The sequence below is a fragment of the Streptosporangium sp. G12 genome (genome assembly GCF_052983175.1).
On sequence record NZ_JBRIQO010000024.1, the window covers coordinates 1 to 16,594 of the forward strand.

Here is a 16,594-nt window from a genome sequence, read left to right on the forward strand (position 1 = left end):
TCGGCCTCCACCCGGATCGCTCCGGTGGTGAACCGGCACGAGGAAACGGCGCGGTGCTTGGACTTGAACCGGGGAAACCCGATCTTCGGCCCCTTACGGGTGCTGTTGCGGGAGGCCGACCAGTTCCTCAACGCCCGTACCACCCCGTCCAAGCCGCTGTTGTACGCCTCTTTGGAGTTGTCGGCCCACCACGGGGCGATGACCTCTTTGGAGGCGTTCCAGGCGCGGCGCAGGCCATACAGCGACCACGGCACCTCGGTCAGCATCTCATCGGCGATGTCGTAGGACTGCTCGGCCGCACGCTGATCCATCGCGGCCTTGATGCGGGCCAGGCCCCAGTTGAAGGCGAACCGGGACGCGCCGCAGTGGGAGGCGAGCAGGCGCGCCTGCTCGGGGGTGGGGTCCAGGGCGTAGCGGTAGGCCTGGTGGACCCGCATCAACCCTCCCCGTCACGGTACGTCATTGACCGTTAACGTAACGTAGGAGTCATGATCAATGACTACCCGATCGGCGAAGAGACAGACGCCCGCCTCGGTAGCGCATGAAGCCGTAGAGGGAGCCGGTGGTCTTGTCAGCCGTGGCGGTGTCGGTGGCGTCGATCTGGATCTCGTAGCCGCCCGCGACCGCCGAGGTGGGGTCGGTGGAGGCGGGCAGGTCGATGAAGACGCCTCCGCCGAAGAGACGCAGGCCTACCCCATGGTGGTTGCGTCGTGCGAGGCGACGGGATCGACGTCTGGGCCAGGATCAGCCGTCCGACCTTACAGGCGGGCACGGGCCAGGCGCCTTCCCGATACCACCGGTAAGCGGTGATCGGGTGGACACCCTGTGCCTTAACCCACTCTTTCAAGATCACTCACGTGTACTGATACCTGCTCCACCACCAACTGCTTCCAACCCCATGTCGCCTGGCTGTCACCCGGCCCTCGATCCGGACCGTGAGCCGGGTGCCCGGACCGCCGATCGCCCGGAACGCCGCTCGGAACAGGGCTCAGAACAGGGCGCTGGCCAGGTTCCTGCGGGCCCTGCCGATGGAGGGGTCGTCACCGGGGAGCGTGTCGAACAGTCCGAGCAGGTGCACCCTGGCCGTGTCGCGGTCGGCGCCCGAGGTGCGGCGCACCACGTCGACGAGCCGGTCGAAGGCCTTGTCCACCTCGCCGGAGAGCATCTCGAAGTCGGCGGCCAGGAGCTGGGCCTCGATGTCGGCGGGGTCGGCCAGGCGGCTCTGCAGGCCGGCCGGGTCGACGTCCTGGGTACGGCGGATCAGGCCGAGGCCGGCCAGGCCCAGCTTGGCGTCCTGGTCGTTCGGCGAGCGGGCCAGCAGCCGCTCGTACGCGGCCACCGCGCCGTCGAGGTCACCGGCGTCGATGGCCTGCTCGGCGGCGAGCACGTCCGGGTCGACCGGGGGTTCCTGCGGCTGCTGCTCCTCCGCCCCGTTCGCGGCCTCCTCACCGGGGGGCGGGAGGTACTGGGCCAGTGCCTCCATCAGCTGCGACAGCCAGTCGCGCAGCTGCGGCTCGGTGGCGATGCCCGGGACGACGGCCACCGGCTGCCCCTGGAAGATCGCGTACAGGGCGGGCACGTTCTGCACCCGGAGCGCCTGCGCGATCTGCGGGCTGAGCTCGACGTCGACCCTGGCCAGGACCCACCGGCCGGTGTTCTCCGCGGCCAGTTTCTCCAGAAGCTGGCTGTACTGCTTGGCCTGCTCGGCACGGGTGACGGTGAGCTCCAGCAGCACGAGGCCGTTCATGGAGCGTTCGACGACCTCGGTCGCGAAGTTGGCGTCGTCGATGTCGATGACCGGCGCCGGAACACCGCCGGTTCCCTGCGCGGTGGTCTCCCGCCGCGCCTGTGCCTCGAGTGCCTGCTTGCGGGCGCCGAGATCGACGGCGCCGTAGAGCGATCCGGGTCGAGTGAAGTCCGCTGGGCTCATGACTCCAATCCTGCCGTATCCCGGTCGATGCCCCGACGCGCCACCGCTAGAAGCGGGCCGGTTCGGTGTAGACGCCCCATTCGTCGCGCAGCGCGTCGCAGATCTCGCCCAGCGTGGCCTCGGCCCTGGCCGCGTCGAGCATGGCGGGGATCATGTTGCCCTCACCCTTGGCGACCTGCACCATCGTGGCCAGGGCTGCGTCCGCGGCCGCCTGGTCGCGGGTGGCGCGGCGCTCGGCCAGGACGCGGTTCTGCTCGCGCTCGACCTCATGACTGACCCGGAGGATCTCCAGCGGCTCGTCGATGGAGGCCGTGTGGCAGTTCACCCCGACGATCCTCTTCTCGCCCTTCTCCAGCTTTCGCTGGTAGTCGAAGGCCGCCTCGGCGATCTCGGACATGAACCAGCCGTCCTCGATGCCGCGCAGGATGCCCGAGGTCATCGTGCCGTCCGAGCCCATCTCCCTGATCCTCGTGAAGATCGCCTCGGCCTCGGCCTCCAGCCGGTCGGTCAGCGCCTCCACGTACCAGGAGCCGCCGAGCGGGTCGGCGACGTTGACGATCTCGGTCTCCTCCATGAGCACCTGCTGGGTGCGCAGCGCGATCTCCGCCGCCTTCTCGGAGGGCAGCGCGAGGACCTCGTCGAGCGCGTTGGTGTGCAGCGAGTTGGTGCCGCCGAGCACCGCCGCGAGCGCCTCGACCGCGGTGCGCACCACGTTGTTGTACGGCTGCTGCGCGGTCAGCGACACACCGGCCGTCTGGGTGTGGAAGCGCAGCCACTGGGCCTTGTCGGTCTTCGCGCCGTAGACGTCGCGCAGCCACCGCGCCCAGATCCGCCGGGCGGCCCTGAACTTCGCGATCTCCTCGAAGAAGTCGATGTGCGCGTCGAAGAAGAAGGACAGGCCCGGGGCGAAGACGTCGACGTCCAGGCCGCGCGACAGGCCCAGTTCCACGTAGCCGAACCCGTCGGCCAGGGTGAAGGCCAGCTCCTGGGCGGCCGTGGACCCGGCCTCGCGGATGTGGTAGCCGGACACGCTGAGCGGCTTGTACGCGGGGATCTCGGTGGCGCAGAACTCCATCAGGTCGCCGATCAGCCGCAGGTGCGGTTCGGGGGCGAACAGCCACTCCTTCTGCGCGATGTACTCCTTGAAGATGTCGGTCTGCAGGGTCCCGTTGAGCTTCCCGAGGGGCACCCCCTGCCGTTCGGCGGCGACGACGTACATGCAGAAGATCGGGACGGCCGGGCCGCTGATCGTCATCGAGGTGGTGGTGTCGCCGAGCGGGATGCCGTCGAAGAGCAGGTCCATGTCCAGCGCGGAGTCGATCGCCACGCCGCAGTGGCCGACCTCGCCGAGCGAGCGCGGGTCGTCGGAGTCGCGGCCCATCAGCGTCGGCATGTCGAAGGCCACGCTCAGCCCGCCGCCGCCCGCGCCGAGGATCATCTTGTAGCGCTCGTTGGTCTGCCTGGCGTTGCCGAACCCGGCGAACTGCCTGATGGTCCACGCCTTGCCCCGGTAGCCGGTGGGGTGCAGACCGCGCGTGAACGGGTACTCGCCGGGCCAGCCGATGCGCTCCATGCGCGGATCGCCGCCCTCGGGCCCGTAGACCGGCTCCACGTCGATCCCGGAGAGGGTGCGGAACTCCGCCTCGCGCTTGCGCGCCCCGTCGAACCGCGCCTGCCAGCGAGCCCGTCCCGCCTCGATCCGCTCAGCGTCCATGGCCAACTCCCTTGTACGGCATGTGGCTTCTTATCCGGCTTGTGGCCTCATGCAGATACTAGGACGTCCTATTAATTCTTGGCCAGGCGTACGGCCGCGCGCTGCGGGGGACCGCTGCCGGAGACGTGAGGCGGCGCCGGGGACTGGACCGAGGAGAGCGGGGTCGCGAGGAACGAGCGGCCTCGTTCGACGAGGGAAGGAGCCGGGTAAGAGCGGCCTCACCGCGACGCGCAGCGTCGCCTTCAGCCCGTGAGGCCGCGCCGGGGACTGGACCGAGGAGAGCGGGGTCGCGAGGAACGAGCGGCCTCGTTCGACGAGGGAAGGAGCCGGGTAAGAGCGGCCTCACCGCGACGCGTCGCCTTCAGTACTGGAAGTCGCCGGCGGCCACGCGGAGGGTTCTGAACAGGTCGAACATCTGGTCCAGCTTCGTCTCGTCGTACATGGGCAGGGCGAAGTCGGCGTCCATCAGGTCGGCGGTCGCCCGGCGGACGGTCTCGCGGCCCCGGTCGGTGATCTCGGCGAGCACGCCCCGGCCGTCGCGGGGGTTGGGCATGCGCCGCACCAGACCGGCACGTTCCAGGCGGCTCACGGTGTTGGTCACGCTCGTGGGGTGGACCATCAGGCGCTCGCCGATCTTGGAGAGCGGCAGCGCCCCCGTCCTGCTGAAGGTCAGCAGCACCAGCGCCTCGTACCGGGCGAAGGTCAAGTCATGCGGTTTGAGCAGCGTGTCCAGTTGCGACAGCAGGATCTGGTGCGCTCTCATGATCGATGTGACGGCGGCCATGGCCGAGGAGGGCCCGAAGTGAACGCGCCATGTCTCCGCGGCACGTTCGATGGGGTCAAACGGGAGATTCAGCTGACCTGTAACCACAGGGCTACGGTAGCGCGGCCTCATCCCGGTTCGCCCATATACGTAGAGTCACCGGACTGATGGCTTCACCAAGAACCCGGACGCCAAACGTCACGCTCCGTTATGGTTCCCACATCGAATGGTGAGGCCGTGGCCAAGTGGCCACGATGACTCAGTCCGGCCTGCGGGGGACGCGAGCCGGACCGGTGCCGAGGGGACCGGCGTCCGCACATTCACGGCACGGGGGGTGCTTGATGAACGACAACTTGACGGCGTTCGAACGCCGGACGGACTTCGGCTACACCGACACGGCGTGGGTTCTCACCACGCCGGCCGGTGCGTGAGCACAGGGGCGTTTCACGCGAGGAACTCCAGCAGAGCGGGCTGATGGCCGTCGCCATCCTGCTCGTGCTCGGGGTGGTCGCGGCGTGGAGCGTCCTGGTTCCCGGTGTCAGCGCGTGGGAGAACATCGTCGTCGCGGTGATCGGCTCGCTCCGGCTGACCGGCCCGGTGGCGGCCGCGTTCGCCGCCTGGGTGGCGGTGCGCAGGCGGCGCGGGACACGCGGGCGGTCGATGACGCCGTGGCAGGCGGTGCGGGCGCCACTCGCGATCCTGGTGGTGTCGGGGGGCGCGTTCACCGCCACCGTCGTGGTCCTGGCGGTCAGAACCATGATCACGGAGCAGGCCGGGCGGCTGCTGCCCAGCGGCCTGGTGATGGGCGCGGCCGGACTGGCGCTGTACGTCGTCATCGGCTGGGTGGTCGGCTGGCTGCTGCCGTGGACGATCACCCCGGTCCTGGCCGGGCTCGGCTGCTACAGCCTGTTCACCTGGCTGTGCCAGGGGCCGGCCTGGGGCGACCGGCTCGCCCCCGCGACGCGGGAGCCGTACGACCCGTTCCAGGGGCTGAACGCGGCGGCGTTCACCGACCAGACGCTCTGGCTGGTGGGGATCAGCTCGGCGCTGCTGCTCGGCTGGGCGGCGGTCGTGACGCGCCAGGCCCTGGTGCTGGCCGCCGCGCTGATCGCGGTGCTGGCCGCGGGGACCGGCATGGCCCGGCTGTTCACCGAGCAACAGCCGGTCTCGGCCCAGCAGGTCGTCTACAGCTGCCAGGAATGGCCGATCATGGTCTGCGTGCACCCGGGGATGCGCGCCGGCCTGCCCGAGCTGAGCGCGGAGTTCATCAAGATCGCGTCCCGGCTGGCGGGGACGCCCGGGGAGTTCTCCCGGGTGGAGCAGCACCCACGGCGCGACACCACCCCGGTCGCCGCGGGCGTGATCGCGATCCACGTCGACGACCTGGCGGCCGGGTTCGCCGAGAAGGCGGCCGACGAGTTCGTCGACGGCCTGGCCGCCCGGTGCGACGCCACCCCCGCGGCGGGCTACCGCGACATCGTGGCCGCGTGGCTGCGCGGCGAGCCTCTGCCCGGCGGACCGCTCCCGGAACACCGCTACGCCGCGGCGTGGTTCTCCGGCCTCACGGACGTCCAGCGGCGCGACTGGCTCCGGCTCTACTACGCCGACTTCACCGGCTGCCGGCTACAAAGCACTCACTTCGGGGGCCAGGCAGGGCAGACCTCTCAGACAGGGCAGACCGGGCAGGGGGCGGGGGGCGCCTCGACCGGCCCCGAACCCCGGCCCGGCACCGGCCACCAGGCACCCGGCGGACCCCCGTCCCCGGGAGCGAGCACCCTGGACGGCCCCTGGCGCGTCCCCTTCGCCGAAGGCGGCGCGCTCCCGTCGCCACGGGGATAGGAAGATCGGCATAGGCTCCGCGTGAGAAGGTCATCGTCCGGGGAAGGAGAGCGCTGTGAAAGCCTCCCAAGAAGCTCCGCCCGCGGCGCCCCAGGCGGCCCGACGCGGGCGCGGCTGGCGTTTCCTCGCCGGGCTGCTCGTCGTCGTCGTCCTTCTCGTCGTGGGCGCCCGCCTCACCTGGTCGTGGCTGAACCCGTTCGGCGAGGAGACGGTCGATCGCAGCCAGCCGGTGCTGCTGGAGTCCATCCACAACCTCAGCCGCTTCGAGGCCGCCACCGGCAACTTCCAGGTCGTGGTCGACCTGGAGAAGGACGCGGCCTTCCTGCCCGACGCGGTCAAGGGCAGCCGGACGCTCTTCGTCGGAGCCGGCGGCGTCGACGCCTACGTCGACTTCGGCGGCATCGCCGGCAACGCCCTGACGGTCTCCCCCGACCGTACCGAGGTCACGGTGAAGCTGCCCCGCGCCCAGCTGGAGAAGCCGAATCTCGACAACAAGCGCTCGTACGTCTACGCCCAGCAACGCGGTCTCTTCGACCGGGTCGAGGACCTGCTGTCCTCCTCCCCCGCCGACCAGCGGGAGCTCTACATGCTGGCCGAGAGGAAGATCGCCGAGGCCGCCCAGGCCAGCGACCTGCGCAACCGGGCCGACCAGAACACCAAGATCATGCTTGAGGGCCTGCTGAAGGGTCTCGGCTTCGAGAAGGTCACCGTCAAGTTCGCCGACGAGACCTGAGCCCCGGTGTCCGAGCCCCGGCACACGGGTTCGGACACCGGAACGCGGACCTCGCTCAGCCCGCGGCGGCCAGGAGCTCGTCCGCCGCGGTGTAGGGGTCGAGTCCCGCGTCCAGGACGCGGGTGGCGAGGGCGTCGAGGCGCCGGTCGCCGTGCAGGTGGGCGAAGCGGGAGCGCAGGGTGGTGAGGGCGATCGCCTCGATCTCGTCCCTCGCCCTGGCGTGGCGGCGGCGGACGAGCTCGCCCGACGCCTCCAGATAGGCCAGGTGGTCGTCAAGGGCGCCGACCACCTCCTCGCCCCCCTCGCCCCGGTAGGCCACGGTCTGCACGATCGGCGGCCTCCAGGGCCGCTCGACCAGGGCGATCATGTTGCGGAGCTCGCGGACGGTTGCCTGGGCGCCCTCGCGATCGGCCTTGTTCACCACGAACACGTCGGCGATCTCCAGGATGCCCGCCTTGGCCGCCTGGATGCCGTCGCCCATCCCGGGGGCGAGCAGCACGACGGTGGTGTCGGCCATCGAGGCGATGTCCACCTCCGCCTGGCCGACCCCGACGGTCTCGACGAGGATGACCTCGCAGCCGGCCGCCTCCAGGACGCGCAACGCCTGGGGCGTGGCCCACGACAGCCCTCCCAGGTGCCCCCGGCTCGCCATCGACCTGATGAACACGTCCGGGTCGGTGGCGTGGTCCTGCATCCGGACCCGGTCGCCCAGCAGCGCGCCGCCGGTGAACGGCGAGGACGGGTCGACGGCGAGCACGCCGACCCTCAAGTCCCGCTTGCGGAACGCGTGGACCAGCATGCCGGTCGAGGTGGACTTGCCGACGCCGGGAGAGCCGGTGAGCCCGATGATCCGGGCCCGGTGCGGCCGGTCCGCGCAGAGCAGCCCGGTGATCTCCCGCAGTCGCGGGGAGCCGTTCTCGACCATGGAGATCAGCCGGGCCACGGCCCGCGGCCTTCCCTCCCTGGCCATCGCGACCAGGTCGGAGACCTCCGCGGTCATGCCGAGGGGACGCGGATGATCAGGGCGTCGCCCTGCCCGCCACCACCGCAGAGACCGGCCGCGCCGAGACCGCCGCCCCTGCGCCTGAGCTCGTGGGCGAGGGTGAGCACGATGCGGGCGCCTGAGGCGCCGATCGGGTGGCCGACGGCGATGCCGCCGCCGTTGACGTTGATCCTGTCGAGGGAGACGCCGAGCTCCTTGGCCGACTGGAGGACGACCTGCGCGAAGGCCTCGTTGATCTCCAGCAGGTCGAGGTCGCCGACCGAGAGTCCCTGCTTGCCGAGGGCGTGCTTGATCGCGTTGGCGGGCTGCGACTGGAGCGAGTTGTCGGGCCCGGCGACGTTGCCGTGGGCGCCGATCTCGGCCAGCCAGTCGAGGCCGAGCTCCTCGGCCTTGGCCCTGGACATCACGACCACCGCGCAGGCGCCGTCGGAGATCTGCGAGGCCGACCCGGCGGTGATCGTGCCGTCCTTGGCGAACGCGGGCCGCAGCCGCGACAGGATCTCGACGGTGGTGTCCCCGCGCACACCCTCGTCGGCGGAGAAGACCACCGGCTCGCCCTTGCGCTGCGGGATGGCCACCGGCACGATCTCGTCGTCGAGCGTCCCGTTCTTGATCGCGGCCGCGGCGAGCTCGTGGGAGCGGGCGGAGTACGCGTCCTGCTCCTCGCGGGTGAGGCCGAGGCGCGCGTTGTGCCGCTCGGTGGACTCGCCCATGGCCACCTGGTCGTAGGCGTCGGTGAGGCCGTCGAAGGCCATCGAGTCGACGATGCCGGCGGAGCCGTACTTCACGCCCCTGCGCAGGCCGGGCAGCAGGTGCGGGGCGTTCGACATGGACTCCATGCCGCCCGCGACCACGATGTCGAACTCGCCGGCGCGGATGAGCTGGTCGGCCAGGGCGATGGCGTCCAGGCCGGAGAGGCAGACCTTGTTGATCGTCAGGGACGGCACGGTCATCGGGACGCCCGCCTTGACGGCGGCCTGGCGGGAGGGGATCTGACCGGCGCCCGCCTGGAGCACCTGCCCCATGATCACGTACTGCACCGCCTCGGGGGCGACGCCGGAACGCTCCAGCGCGGCCTTGATGGCGATGCCGCCGAGTTCGGCGGCCGACAGGCCGGACAGCGAGCCGAGCAGTCTTCCGATGGGCGTACGAGCTCCGGCGACGATGACGGAACCAGACATAAGTGGAGCCTCCCTGGCGGGCTTGGGGCGACTTTGCCACCATACCCATGAGTACATCAGCGATCGCCATGGAGGATGTCCCTATGTTCATGCGCATCGATCATGTGGGAATCGCCTGCCACGACCTTGAGGAGAAGATCGCTTTGTTCGAGCGGATCTTCGAGCTCACGGTGGTGGCCCGCGAGGTGAACACCGAGCAGGGAGTGAAGGAGGCCATGCTGCACATCGCCGACGGCGAGGGCGGTGGATCTTATATCCAGCTCCTCGAACCGCTCGGCCCCGACACGCCGGTCGGCAAATTTCTCGCGAAGCGCGGGGAAGGTGTTCATCATGTCGCCTTCGGCGTCCCGGACGTCGTGCAGGCCCTGGAGAAGATCGGCGACAGGGGTGTCCGCCTCCTCGACAAGCAGCCGCGCCACGGATCCCTGGGCTCCTCGATCGCTTTTCTTCACCCCAAAGACGTCGGGGGAATGCTCACCGAACTCGTGCAGGCCGCGGAAAGGCAAGCCGAGGTCACGCCGAATGCAAGAAACGCTGATACGTAACAAGTCACGCATAAAGCCGGACGAGACCGCCAACTCGGCACCGGCGGAGTACGCTGGCGTACCACCGGACGTGGATCCCGCCCCGGCTCCCGCTTCGGATGCCTGAAACCCCCGTCCGGCCCGTGTAGCCGTCTCGACAACCCAGGATCGAGCCTCCATGCAGTCCGACATCGACGCCCAGCTCAACAACTTCTTTGAAGACGCCCCCGCTCGGGAATTCGACGTGGTGCTCCGTGGCTATGACCGGCACCAGGTCCACGACCACCTGAAGCAGCTCGACAGCGAGCTCCGGCAGTCCCGGGAGCAGGTTCAGGGCCTGCAGCGGGATCTGTCCGACTCCCAGCGCCAGCTTCAGGAGCAGGAGCGCCCGACCTACTCGGGGCTCGGCGCCCGCATCGAGCAACTGCTCCGCCTGGCGGAGGAGCAGGCGACCGAGCTGGTCCAGGCGGCCAGGTCCGAGGCGAACGAGATCAAGGCGGCGTCCAAGGTCGAGGCCGCCGACCTGCGCGCCGCCGCCGAGAACGAGGCGGCCGAGAAGCGCGCCCTCGCCACCCGCGAGGTCGACGAGATGCGCACCAGCGCGGAGCGCGAGGCCGAGGAGATCCGCTCGACGGCCCGCCGCGAGGCCGACGAGCTGACCGCCACCACCGAGCGCGAGGTCTCCAAGCTGCGCGCCACCGCCGACCACGAGGTGGCCGAGAAGCGCGCCGACTCCGAGCGTGAGATCGCCAAGCTGCGCACCACCACCGAGCGCGAGGTGGCCCAGCTGCGCGCCTCGACCAAGCGCGAGCGCGACGAGGTCCTCACCACCGCCAAGCGCCAGGCCGACGAGATGCGCGCCCAGGCCCAGCGGGTGCTCGAGGAGTCCGAGGCCAAGCGGGCCCAGGACGAGGCGGAGTTCGAGATCCAGCTCGCCGCCAGGCGCGAGGAGGCCGAGCGCCAGGAGGCCGAGCGCCACGCCAACGCGCAGGCCGCGGCCCAGCAGCTGACGGCCACCGCCGAGCAGCGGGCGGCCACCGCCGAGCAGCGGGCCACCAAGGCCACGCAGCAGGCCGAGCAGACCCGCCGCGAGGCCGACACGCACGCCAAGCAGCTGCTGGCCAACGCGCGCAAGAACGCCGACCAGGTCGTCTCCGAGGCCAAGGCGAGCGCCGAGTCCATCGTCTCCGAGGCGAAGGCCGAGTCCGAGCGCAGCCGCTCGGTCGCCCAGCGCCAGGTCGACGAGCTGACCCGTCAGCGCGACAGCATCACCAGCCACCTCGCGCAGCTGCGCCAGCTGCTCGGTGGCGCGCCGCTCCCGGCCGCCGAGCCGGAGCCCGCGATCGCCGCGGCACCGCCGAAGCCGGCCATCCCCGCCGCCGCCAACGGCGCCGAGAAGCCGGTTCCCGCGCCCGCCAGGGCCGAGACGAAGGACGACGACGCGGAGTGGTGGCAGGAATAGGCGGCCGCTGACTCCGGGGCGTTGGCGACGGCTACCAGAGAGCCTGGCGACCTTCACGGTCGCCGGGCTCTTCCTGTCTCACCGCCGCCCCGCCAGGCCGTCCATGCCTGTGACGCCGCCACGGCGCGGCGATCGCGCCGCTCATCCGCGAGGTGGCGATCCCCTCATCCGCGAGGTGACGACCCCCCGGCGAGCCCGGCGACGAAGCCGGACACCGCCCGGTTGAACGCCTCGGGCTGCTCGACCGCGCTGAGGTGACCGGCCTTCTCGATCACGGCGAGCCGCCCGTCGGGCACGGCCTCGACCATCGCCTCCGCCTCGGCGAGCGGGGCGATCTCGTCCTCCTCACCCACGATCACCAGAACGGGCGTCTTGAGCGCCCGCAGCGTGTCGAAGGAGTCGGGGCGGCCCGCCATGGCCCGCTGCGCCCAGGCGACGGCCGTCGGCGGGGCCGACTGGACCAGCCCGCGCACCCGGCCGAACACCATCGCCCTGCGCCGCACGGTGGTCTGCCCGACCAGCCCGGGAAGCACCTCCCGCAGCAGGACGGACGTGCCCTCCTCCAGCACCGCGGCGGCGATCCGCTCGCGGTTGGACCTGGCGGCCTCCGGGTCGGCCCCCGCCTTGGTGCCGGCGAGGATCACCCCCAGCAGCCGGTCGGGGTGGCGGCGGCACAGGGCCATCGTCACGTAGCCGCCCATGGACAGCCCGCCGACGACCGCGCGGTCCACGCCCTCGCGGTCCAGCAGGCGTACGACGTCGTCGGCCATCACGTCGAGGGAGGGCTCGTCCTCGCCCAGCACCGAGCCGCCGAAACCGCGCAGGTCGGGGGTGATGACCTTGCAGACCGTGGACAGCCCCTCCCGCTGGGCCAGCCACATGGCCGACGAGAGGGGGAACGCGTGAAGGAGGACGACCGGAAGCCCCTCTCCCGCCGACCGTGTGTACAGCTGCACGCCGTCCACCGTATTCCCGGGGTCCCCTCCTGGCACCCCCGGTTCCACAACCGTTTATGACGTTGTGGTAACTCCGCCGTCAACGAACGGGACCCGCCCGGCGATACGGCGACGAAGATCCCGTGAGAGGTCCGAACCGGACAGGCTCCTAGGCGTCCGGGACCTCGGTGGGCAGGGGGTGGGCGGCCGGATTCACCCGCAGGACGATCCGGTCGAGGACGATGCGCACGTACGGCTCGCCGACCCACAGGTGCTTGGCGTCGTCGACACCGACGACCTCGGCCTGGGGCACCCTGGCGAAGCGCTCGCGGGCCTGCTCGGGACGCAGGTAGTCGTCGAACTCCGGGATCATCGCGGTCAGCGGCCGGCCGAACTCCGCCCACGCGTCGAGGTCGGCGTCGGTGGCCCGGTGCAGCGGCGGGGAGAGCAGGATCGCGCCCTCCACCAGCGGGTCGCGGCCCCACTTGAGCGCCAGCTCGGTGCCGAAGGACCAGCCGAGCAGCCAGACCCGGGGCAGGTCGTGGAAGTCGGCGTACTCCAGGGCGGCGGCGACGTCGAGGTGCTCGTCCTCGCCCCCGCCGAAGGCGCCCTGGGAGGTGCCCCGCTCCGAGGTGGTGCCGCGCGTGTTGAAGCGCAGCACGGCCAGGTCGGCGAGGGCGGGCAGCCGGTTGGCCGCCTTCTTGTAGACGTGGCTGTCCATCATGCCGCCGTGGGTGGGCAGCGGGTGCAGGCAGACCAGCGTGGCCACCGGGGGCCGGTCGGCGGGAAGGGCCAGCTCGCCGACGAGCGTCAGGCCGTCGCCGGTGTGCAGCTCGATCGGCTCCCTGCGCGCGGGCAGCACCGTAGAGGCCCGAATCTCCATGTCTCTCCTCGAATCCGCTTCGGCCGGCCGACGTCAGCGCCGGTCGTGGCCAGTCGTGCCGGTCGTGGCCGGCCGGTCAGTATCTGCTTCGGCCGGGACCGCGCCTGACCCGGTTGCGCCAGCACGCGGTGTGCCAGTGCCTGCGCTCGTCCTCCCCGCCCTGCCAGGCGGGCCAGCTGACCAGGTGCGGCAGGCCTGGCCTGATCTCCTGGTCGCAGCCGGGGCAGCGGTAGACCTTGTCCGCCGCGCCGCCGGTGACCCGGCGCACCTGCCAGTCGCCGTCGGGCCACTCCTCGGTACGGTCGAGGCCGGGCACGAAGCCGCCGACGGGACGGGAGTGTCCCCGGTTGCCGCCTCGGTCGAAGGGGTCGGCGCGGCGGGCCTTGCGGGGGCTCACGGCAGGTCTCGGATGCTCCGGACCCACGCGGCGCCGAGGTCGTCCGTCCCGGTCCCATCGGGTGTCCCGGTCACCTCGACCGCCTCAAAAGTGCTCGTCATCGCTCTCCCACCCTGCCCGCCAGGTCCGCCCCACATGGCGGACCGCCCTTTCCGGCATCGCAACAGTCTCCCAGAGAGGTACCGACTACCCCAAAAGCCGGTCGGGTGACCGAGGAGCAGACAGAAAGTACTTGAATCAGAGTTGAGTAGTAATTACCATTTGAGGATGTGAGCGGAGGAGGAGACGTGAAGGACGAGATGACACCGGAGGAGGCCCTGCGGCGGATCGCCGAGGTCGACCGGCGGACCAGGCGGCCGGCGCGCGTCGTCGGCCTGCTCTACGCGGTCGTCGGTCTGGGCACGATCGTCTACTGGCCCGTCATGTTCCTCGGCCCCGCCTGGTCGCGGGTCACGGCCGGGGTGGCGTGGATCGTGCTGACCGTCCTGTTCGTCGGATACCTCGGCGGCATGAGGGTCCAGGACCCGGAGGTCACCTGGGCCAACAGGTCGAACGGCCCCGTGACGATCTCGTACGTCGTCCTGGTCGTGATCGTGTTCGTGTTCGGCGCGTTCCTCCGTCCCGACGACCCGGGCGTCGGCTGGAGCGCGGCGCTGATCGCGCTGTCGCTCTGCGCGAGCGTCCCGCCCCTCTACGCGGCGTGGCGCGTGCTGCCGGCGGGGCGGTGAGCGTGGCGAACGGCACGAACGGCGACGCGAACGGCACGGAGGGGGCGGGCCGTACGCGTCGTACGGGCGGCGGCGCGGGCCGGGCGACGCGCGACGCGGGGAGCACGGGGGGTGGCACGGGAAGCACCGGGGGTGGCACGGGCTCGCACCCCCGGCACGACCTCGACGACGTCATCCACGCACCCGTCCGGCTGTCGATCATGGCCGCCCTCTCGGCCACCGACAAGGCCGAGTTCCGTTTCCTGCGCGACACGATCGAGGTCAGCGACTCGCTGCTCTCCAAGCACGTCATCACCCTGGAGGAGGCCGGCTACGTGCACGTGGAGAAGGCCTTCGTGGGTAAGCGTCCACGCACCTGGCTGGCCATGACCGACGAGGGCCGCCGGGCGTTCCATGACTACGTCTCCGTGTTGAGGCGCCTCACCGAGGGATCCCCCCAATGATCGAGTTAGACGACCTGCACAAACGGTACGGCGACAAGGTCGCCCTGGACGGTGTGACGTTCTCCGTGAAACCGGGCGAGATGTTCGGCTTCGTCGGAGCGAACGGCGCGGGCAAGACCACCACGATGCGCATCCTGATGGGCGTGCTGACCGCCGACTCCGGCTCGGTGCGCCGCGACGGCAAGGCCCTGACGTTCGACGACCGGCGCCGGTTCGGCTACATGCCGGAGGAGCGCGGCCTCTACCAGAAGATGAGGGTCGCCGAGCAGGTCGAGTACTTCGGCAGGCTCAGTGGACTGACCCCGAGCGGGGCCAGGAAGGCCACCGCCGACCTGCTCGAACGGCTCTCGCTCACCGAGCGCGCCAACGACGCGGTGGACGCGCTCTCCCTGGGCAACCAGCAGCGCGTGCAGCTCGCGGTGGCGCTGGTGCACGATCCCGAGGCGCTCATCCTGGACGAGCCCTTCTCCGGGCTGGACCCGCTCGCCGTCGACGCGCTGGCCGAGGTGCTCGCCGAGCGCCGCGCCGCGGGCGTGCCGGTGCTCTTCTCCAGCCACCAGCTGGACCTCGTCGAGCGGCTCTGCGACTCGGTCGGCATCATCTCCGCGGGCCGCGTGGTGGCCAGCGGCACGGTCGAGGAGCTGCGCGACCGGGAGGGGCGCGGCCGGCTCAGGGTGGTCGTCAGGGACGCCTCCCCCGGATGGGCCGCCTCCCTGCCGGGAGAGGTCACCGAGAAGGGCGACGAGGTCCTCGTCGCGGGCGTCGACGGCGACGGCCAGGAGATCCTGCGCCTCGCGGTCAAGGCCGGAAGGGTCGAGCACTTCGGCTGGCAGCGCCCCACGCTCACCGAGATCTTCAGGGAGGCCGTCGCGTGAACGGGTTGTGGCTGGTCGCGCGGCGGGAGATCGTCACGCGCGGCCGTACGAAGGCGTTCGTCATCGGGCTCGTGGTCAGCGCCCTCCTGGTCGCGGCGCTGGCGTTCCTGCCCAAGCTCTTCTCCGGGCCCGACTCCTACACCGTGGGACTCGCCGGAGCGCAGGCGCAGGCGCTGGAACCGGCCCTGACCGGCGCGGCGAAGGACGTGAAGATCACCATCAGGAAGTTCCCCGACGAGGGGGCCGCGGTCAGCGCGATCAGCCTCGACGAGGTGGACGCCGCCGTGGTGGACCGCCGCAGGGTGCTCGCCGACGGCGAGGTGGACGGCGAGCTCGGCCTGCTGCTGGAGACCGCGAACCAGACCACCCAGACCCAGCGGCAGCTGTCCGAGGCGGGCCTCGATCCGGCCAAGGTGGCCGCCGCCATGCGGGTCGCCCCCCTGGAGCAGGTCTCCATCGGCGCCGACGCCCGCTACGCGGGGGTGCGGGTGGGCATCGCGTCCCTGCTGGTCATGGTGCTGTTCTTCCTGCTCATCTACTCCTCCATGTACGTCGCGATGGGCGTGGTCGAGGAGAAGGGCAGCCGGATCGTGGAGATCCTGCTCACCTCGGTCCGCCCCTGGCAGCTGCTCGGCGGCAAGATCGTGGGGCTGGGCGCGCTCGCGCTGGCCAACATGGTCGTGATCATCGTGGCCGGTCTCGGCGCGGCGGCGGCGACCGGCCTCGCGGCCGACCTGCCCCCGGGCATGACGGGCATCGTGGTCAGCGCGCTGTTCTGGTTCATCCTCGGGTACGCCTTCTTCGCCGCGATGGCGGCGGCGCTCGGGTCGCTGGTGTCCAGGCAGGAGGACGCGAACAGCGTCCTGACCCCGATGACGATGCTCATGATGATCACCTACCTGGTCGCCTACTTCGCGGCGGTCCAGCCGGGCAGCCCGGTGGCCAGGATCCTGTCGCTGGTGCCGCCGTTCTCCTCGATGGTCATGCCGGTCAGGATGGCCGGGGGCGAGGTGTACACCTGGGAGATCCTCGTGGCGGCGGTCCTGATGCTGCTGGCGACGGTGGGCACCCTGATGCTCGGCGCCCGCATCTACAGCCGCGCGGTCCTGCGTACCGGCGCCCGCGTGAAGCTCTCCGAGGCGATGCGCTGACCCTGCGGCCCTTCCTCTCGACGGGCGTGACTC

17 protein-coding genes and 1 pseudogene are annotated in these 16,594 nt (G+C 71.0%); 8 read left to right on the forward strand and 10 right to left on the reverse strand.

Annotated features, from left to right (window positions below; translation table 11 throughout):
• The 5 genes and pseudogenes from ACVCAG_RS32405 to ACVCAG_RS32425 all read right to left on the reverse strand — a co-directional run.
• Window positions 1–437: helix-turn-helix domain-containing protein (locus tag ACVCAG_RS32405; protein ID WP_440087280.1), on the reverse strand; the 437-nt coding region annotated here is incomplete at its 3' end.
• A 290-nt stretch (window positions 438–727) separates the two neighbouring features.
• A pseudogene (locus ACVCAG_RS32410) lies at window positions 728–853 on the reverse strand (IS607 family transposase); the annotation flags it as partial.
• A gap of 135 nt (window positions 854–988) precedes the next feature.
• Window positions 989–1,930 (reverse strand): tetratricopeptide repeat protein, encoded by a 942-nt coding sequence (locus tag ACVCAG_RS32415; protein WP_447191019.1) that lies wholly within the window; start codon window positions 1,928–1,930, stop codon window positions 989–991.
• A 46-nt stretch (window positions 1,931–1,976) separates the two neighbouring features.
• Window positions 1,977–3,644 carry a methylmalonyl-CoA mutase family protein gene (locus ACVCAG_RS32420; protein WP_440087278.1) on the reverse strand — a complete coding sequence of 556 codons (1,668 nt, stop codon included), beginning with the start codon at window positions 3,642–3,644 and terminating at the stop codon, window positions 1,977–1,979.
• Window positions 3,645–4,005: 361 nt separating this feature from the next.
• Entirely contained in the window at window positions 4,006–4,539 is a 534-nt protein-coding gene (locus ACVCAG_RS32425) for a MarR family transcriptional regulator (RefSeq protein ID WP_440087277.1), read from the reverse strand.
• A gap of 291 nt (window positions 4,540–4,830) precedes the next feature.
• On the opposite strand from ACVCAG_RS32425, the gene ACVCAG_RS32430 reads away from it, so the two are divergent.
• Both ACVCAG_RS32430 and ACVCAG_RS32435 read left to right on the forward strand, forming a co-directional pair.
• Window positions 4,831–6,246, forward strand: coding sequence for a hypothetical protein (locus ACVCAG_RS32430; RefSeq protein ID WP_440087276.1), 1,416 nt, complete (start codon window positions 4,831–4,833; stop codon window positions 6,244–6,246).
• A 55-nt stretch (window positions 6,247–6,301) separates the two neighbouring features.
• Window positions 6,302–6,979, forward strand: coding sequence for a DUF4230 domain-containing protein (locus ACVCAG_RS32435; protein WP_440087275.1), 678 nt, complete (start codon window positions 6,302–6,304; stop codon window positions 6,977–6,979).
• A 55-nt stretch (window positions 6,980–7,034) separates the two neighbouring features.
• Here the strand turns inward: ACVCAG_RS32435 and meaB are convergent, their stop codons facing one another.
• Window positions 7,035–7,979, reverse strand: a complete 945-nt coding sequence (meaB, locus tag ACVCAG_RS32440) for a methylmalonyl Co-A mutase-associated GTPase MeaB (RefSeq protein ID WP_440087274.1) — start codon at window positions 7,977–7,979, stop codon at window positions 7,035–7,037.
• Entirely contained in the window at window positions 7,976–9,163 is a 1,188-nt protein-coding gene (locus ACVCAG_RS32445; RefSeq protein ID WP_440087273.1) for an acetyl-CoA C-acyltransferase, read from the reverse strand. Before ACVCAG_RS32445 ends, meaB begins: the two co-directional genes overlap by 4 nt.
• An 83-nt stretch (window positions 9,164–9,246) precedes the next feature.
• Between ACVCAG_RS32445 and mce the strand changes: the two genes are divergently transcribed.
• Window positions 9,247–9,708, forward strand: a complete 462-nt coding sequence (mce, locus tag ACVCAG_RS32450) for a methylmalonyl-CoA epimerase (RefSeq protein ID WP_440087272.1) — start codon at window positions 9,247–9,249, stop codon at window positions 9,706–9,708.
• Window positions 9,709–9,865: 157 nt separating this feature from the next.
• Window positions 9,866–11,149, forward strand: a complete 1,284-nt coding sequence (locus tag ACVCAG_RS32455) for a DivIVA domain-containing protein (RefSeq protein WP_440087271.1) — start codon at window positions 9,866–9,868, stop codon at window positions 11,147–11,149.
• 164 nt (window positions 11,150–11,313) lie between these two features.
• On the opposite strand, the gene ACVCAG_RS32460 is transcribed toward ACVCAG_RS32455, so the two are convergent.
• The 3 genes from ACVCAG_RS32460 to ACVCAG_RS32470 all read right to left on the reverse strand — a co-directional run bounded on the left by ACVCAG_RS32460 (window position 11,314) and on the right by ACVCAG_RS32470 (window position 13,364).
• Window positions 11,314–12,105 (reverse strand): alpha/beta fold hydrolase, encoded by a 792-nt coding sequence (locus ACVCAG_RS32460; RefSeq protein WP_440087270.1) that lies wholly within the window; start codon window positions 12,103–12,105, stop codon window positions 11,314–11,316.
• A gap of 148 nt (window positions 12,106–12,253) precedes the next feature.
• Entirely contained in the window at window positions 12,254–12,967 is a 714-nt protein-coding gene (locus ACVCAG_RS32465; RefSeq protein ID WP_440087269.1) for an alpha/beta hydrolase, read from the reverse strand.
• A gap of 76 nt (window positions 12,968–13,043) precedes the next feature.
• A complete protein-coding gene (locus ACVCAG_RS32470; RefSeq protein ID WP_440071814.1) occupies window positions 13,044–13,364 on the reverse strand; it encodes an ATP/GTP-binding protein in 321 nt (106 codons plus the stop codon).
• Between the two features lie 287 nt (window positions 13,365–13,651).
• Here ACVCAG_RS32470 and ACVCAG_RS32475 point away from each other — a divergent pair, with 287 nt between their 5' ends.
• From ACVCAG_RS32475 to ACVCAG_RS32490, 4 genes are read left to right on the forward strand one after another with little or no spacing between them, the layout of a single operon-like run.
• Window positions 13,652–14,092 carry a hypothetical protein gene (locus ACVCAG_RS32475; protein ID WP_440087267.1) on the forward strand — a complete coding sequence of 147 codons (441 nt, stop codon included), beginning with the start codon at window positions 13,652–13,654 and terminating at the stop codon, window positions 14,090–14,092.
• Window positions 14,065–14,535 carry a winged helix-turn-helix domain-containing protein gene (locus ACVCAG_RS32480; protein ID WP_447191020.1) on the forward strand — a complete coding sequence of 157 codons (471 nt, stop codon included), beginning with the start codon at window positions 14,065–14,067 and terminating at the stop codon, window positions 14,533–14,535. Before ACVCAG_RS32475 ends, ACVCAG_RS32480 begins: the two co-directional genes overlap by 28 nt.
• On the forward strand, window positions 14,532–15,410 hold the full coding sequence (locus ACVCAG_RS32485; protein WP_440087265.1) for an ATP-binding cassette domain-containing protein: 879 nt from the start codon (window positions 14,532–14,534) through the stop codon (window positions 15,408–15,410). Before ACVCAG_RS32480 ends, ACVCAG_RS32485 begins: the two co-directional genes overlap by 4 nt.
• The gene (locus tag ACVCAG_RS32490; RefSeq protein WP_440087264.1) at window positions 15,407–16,561 is read left to right on the forward strand and encodes an ABC transporter permease; all 1,155 of its coding nucleotides are present in this window, start codon (window positions 15,407–15,409) and stop codon (window positions 16,559–16,561) included. Before ACVCAG_RS32485 ends, ACVCAG_RS32490 begins: the two co-directional genes overlap by 4 nt.
• Window positions 16,562–16,594: the final 33 nt, after the last annotated feature.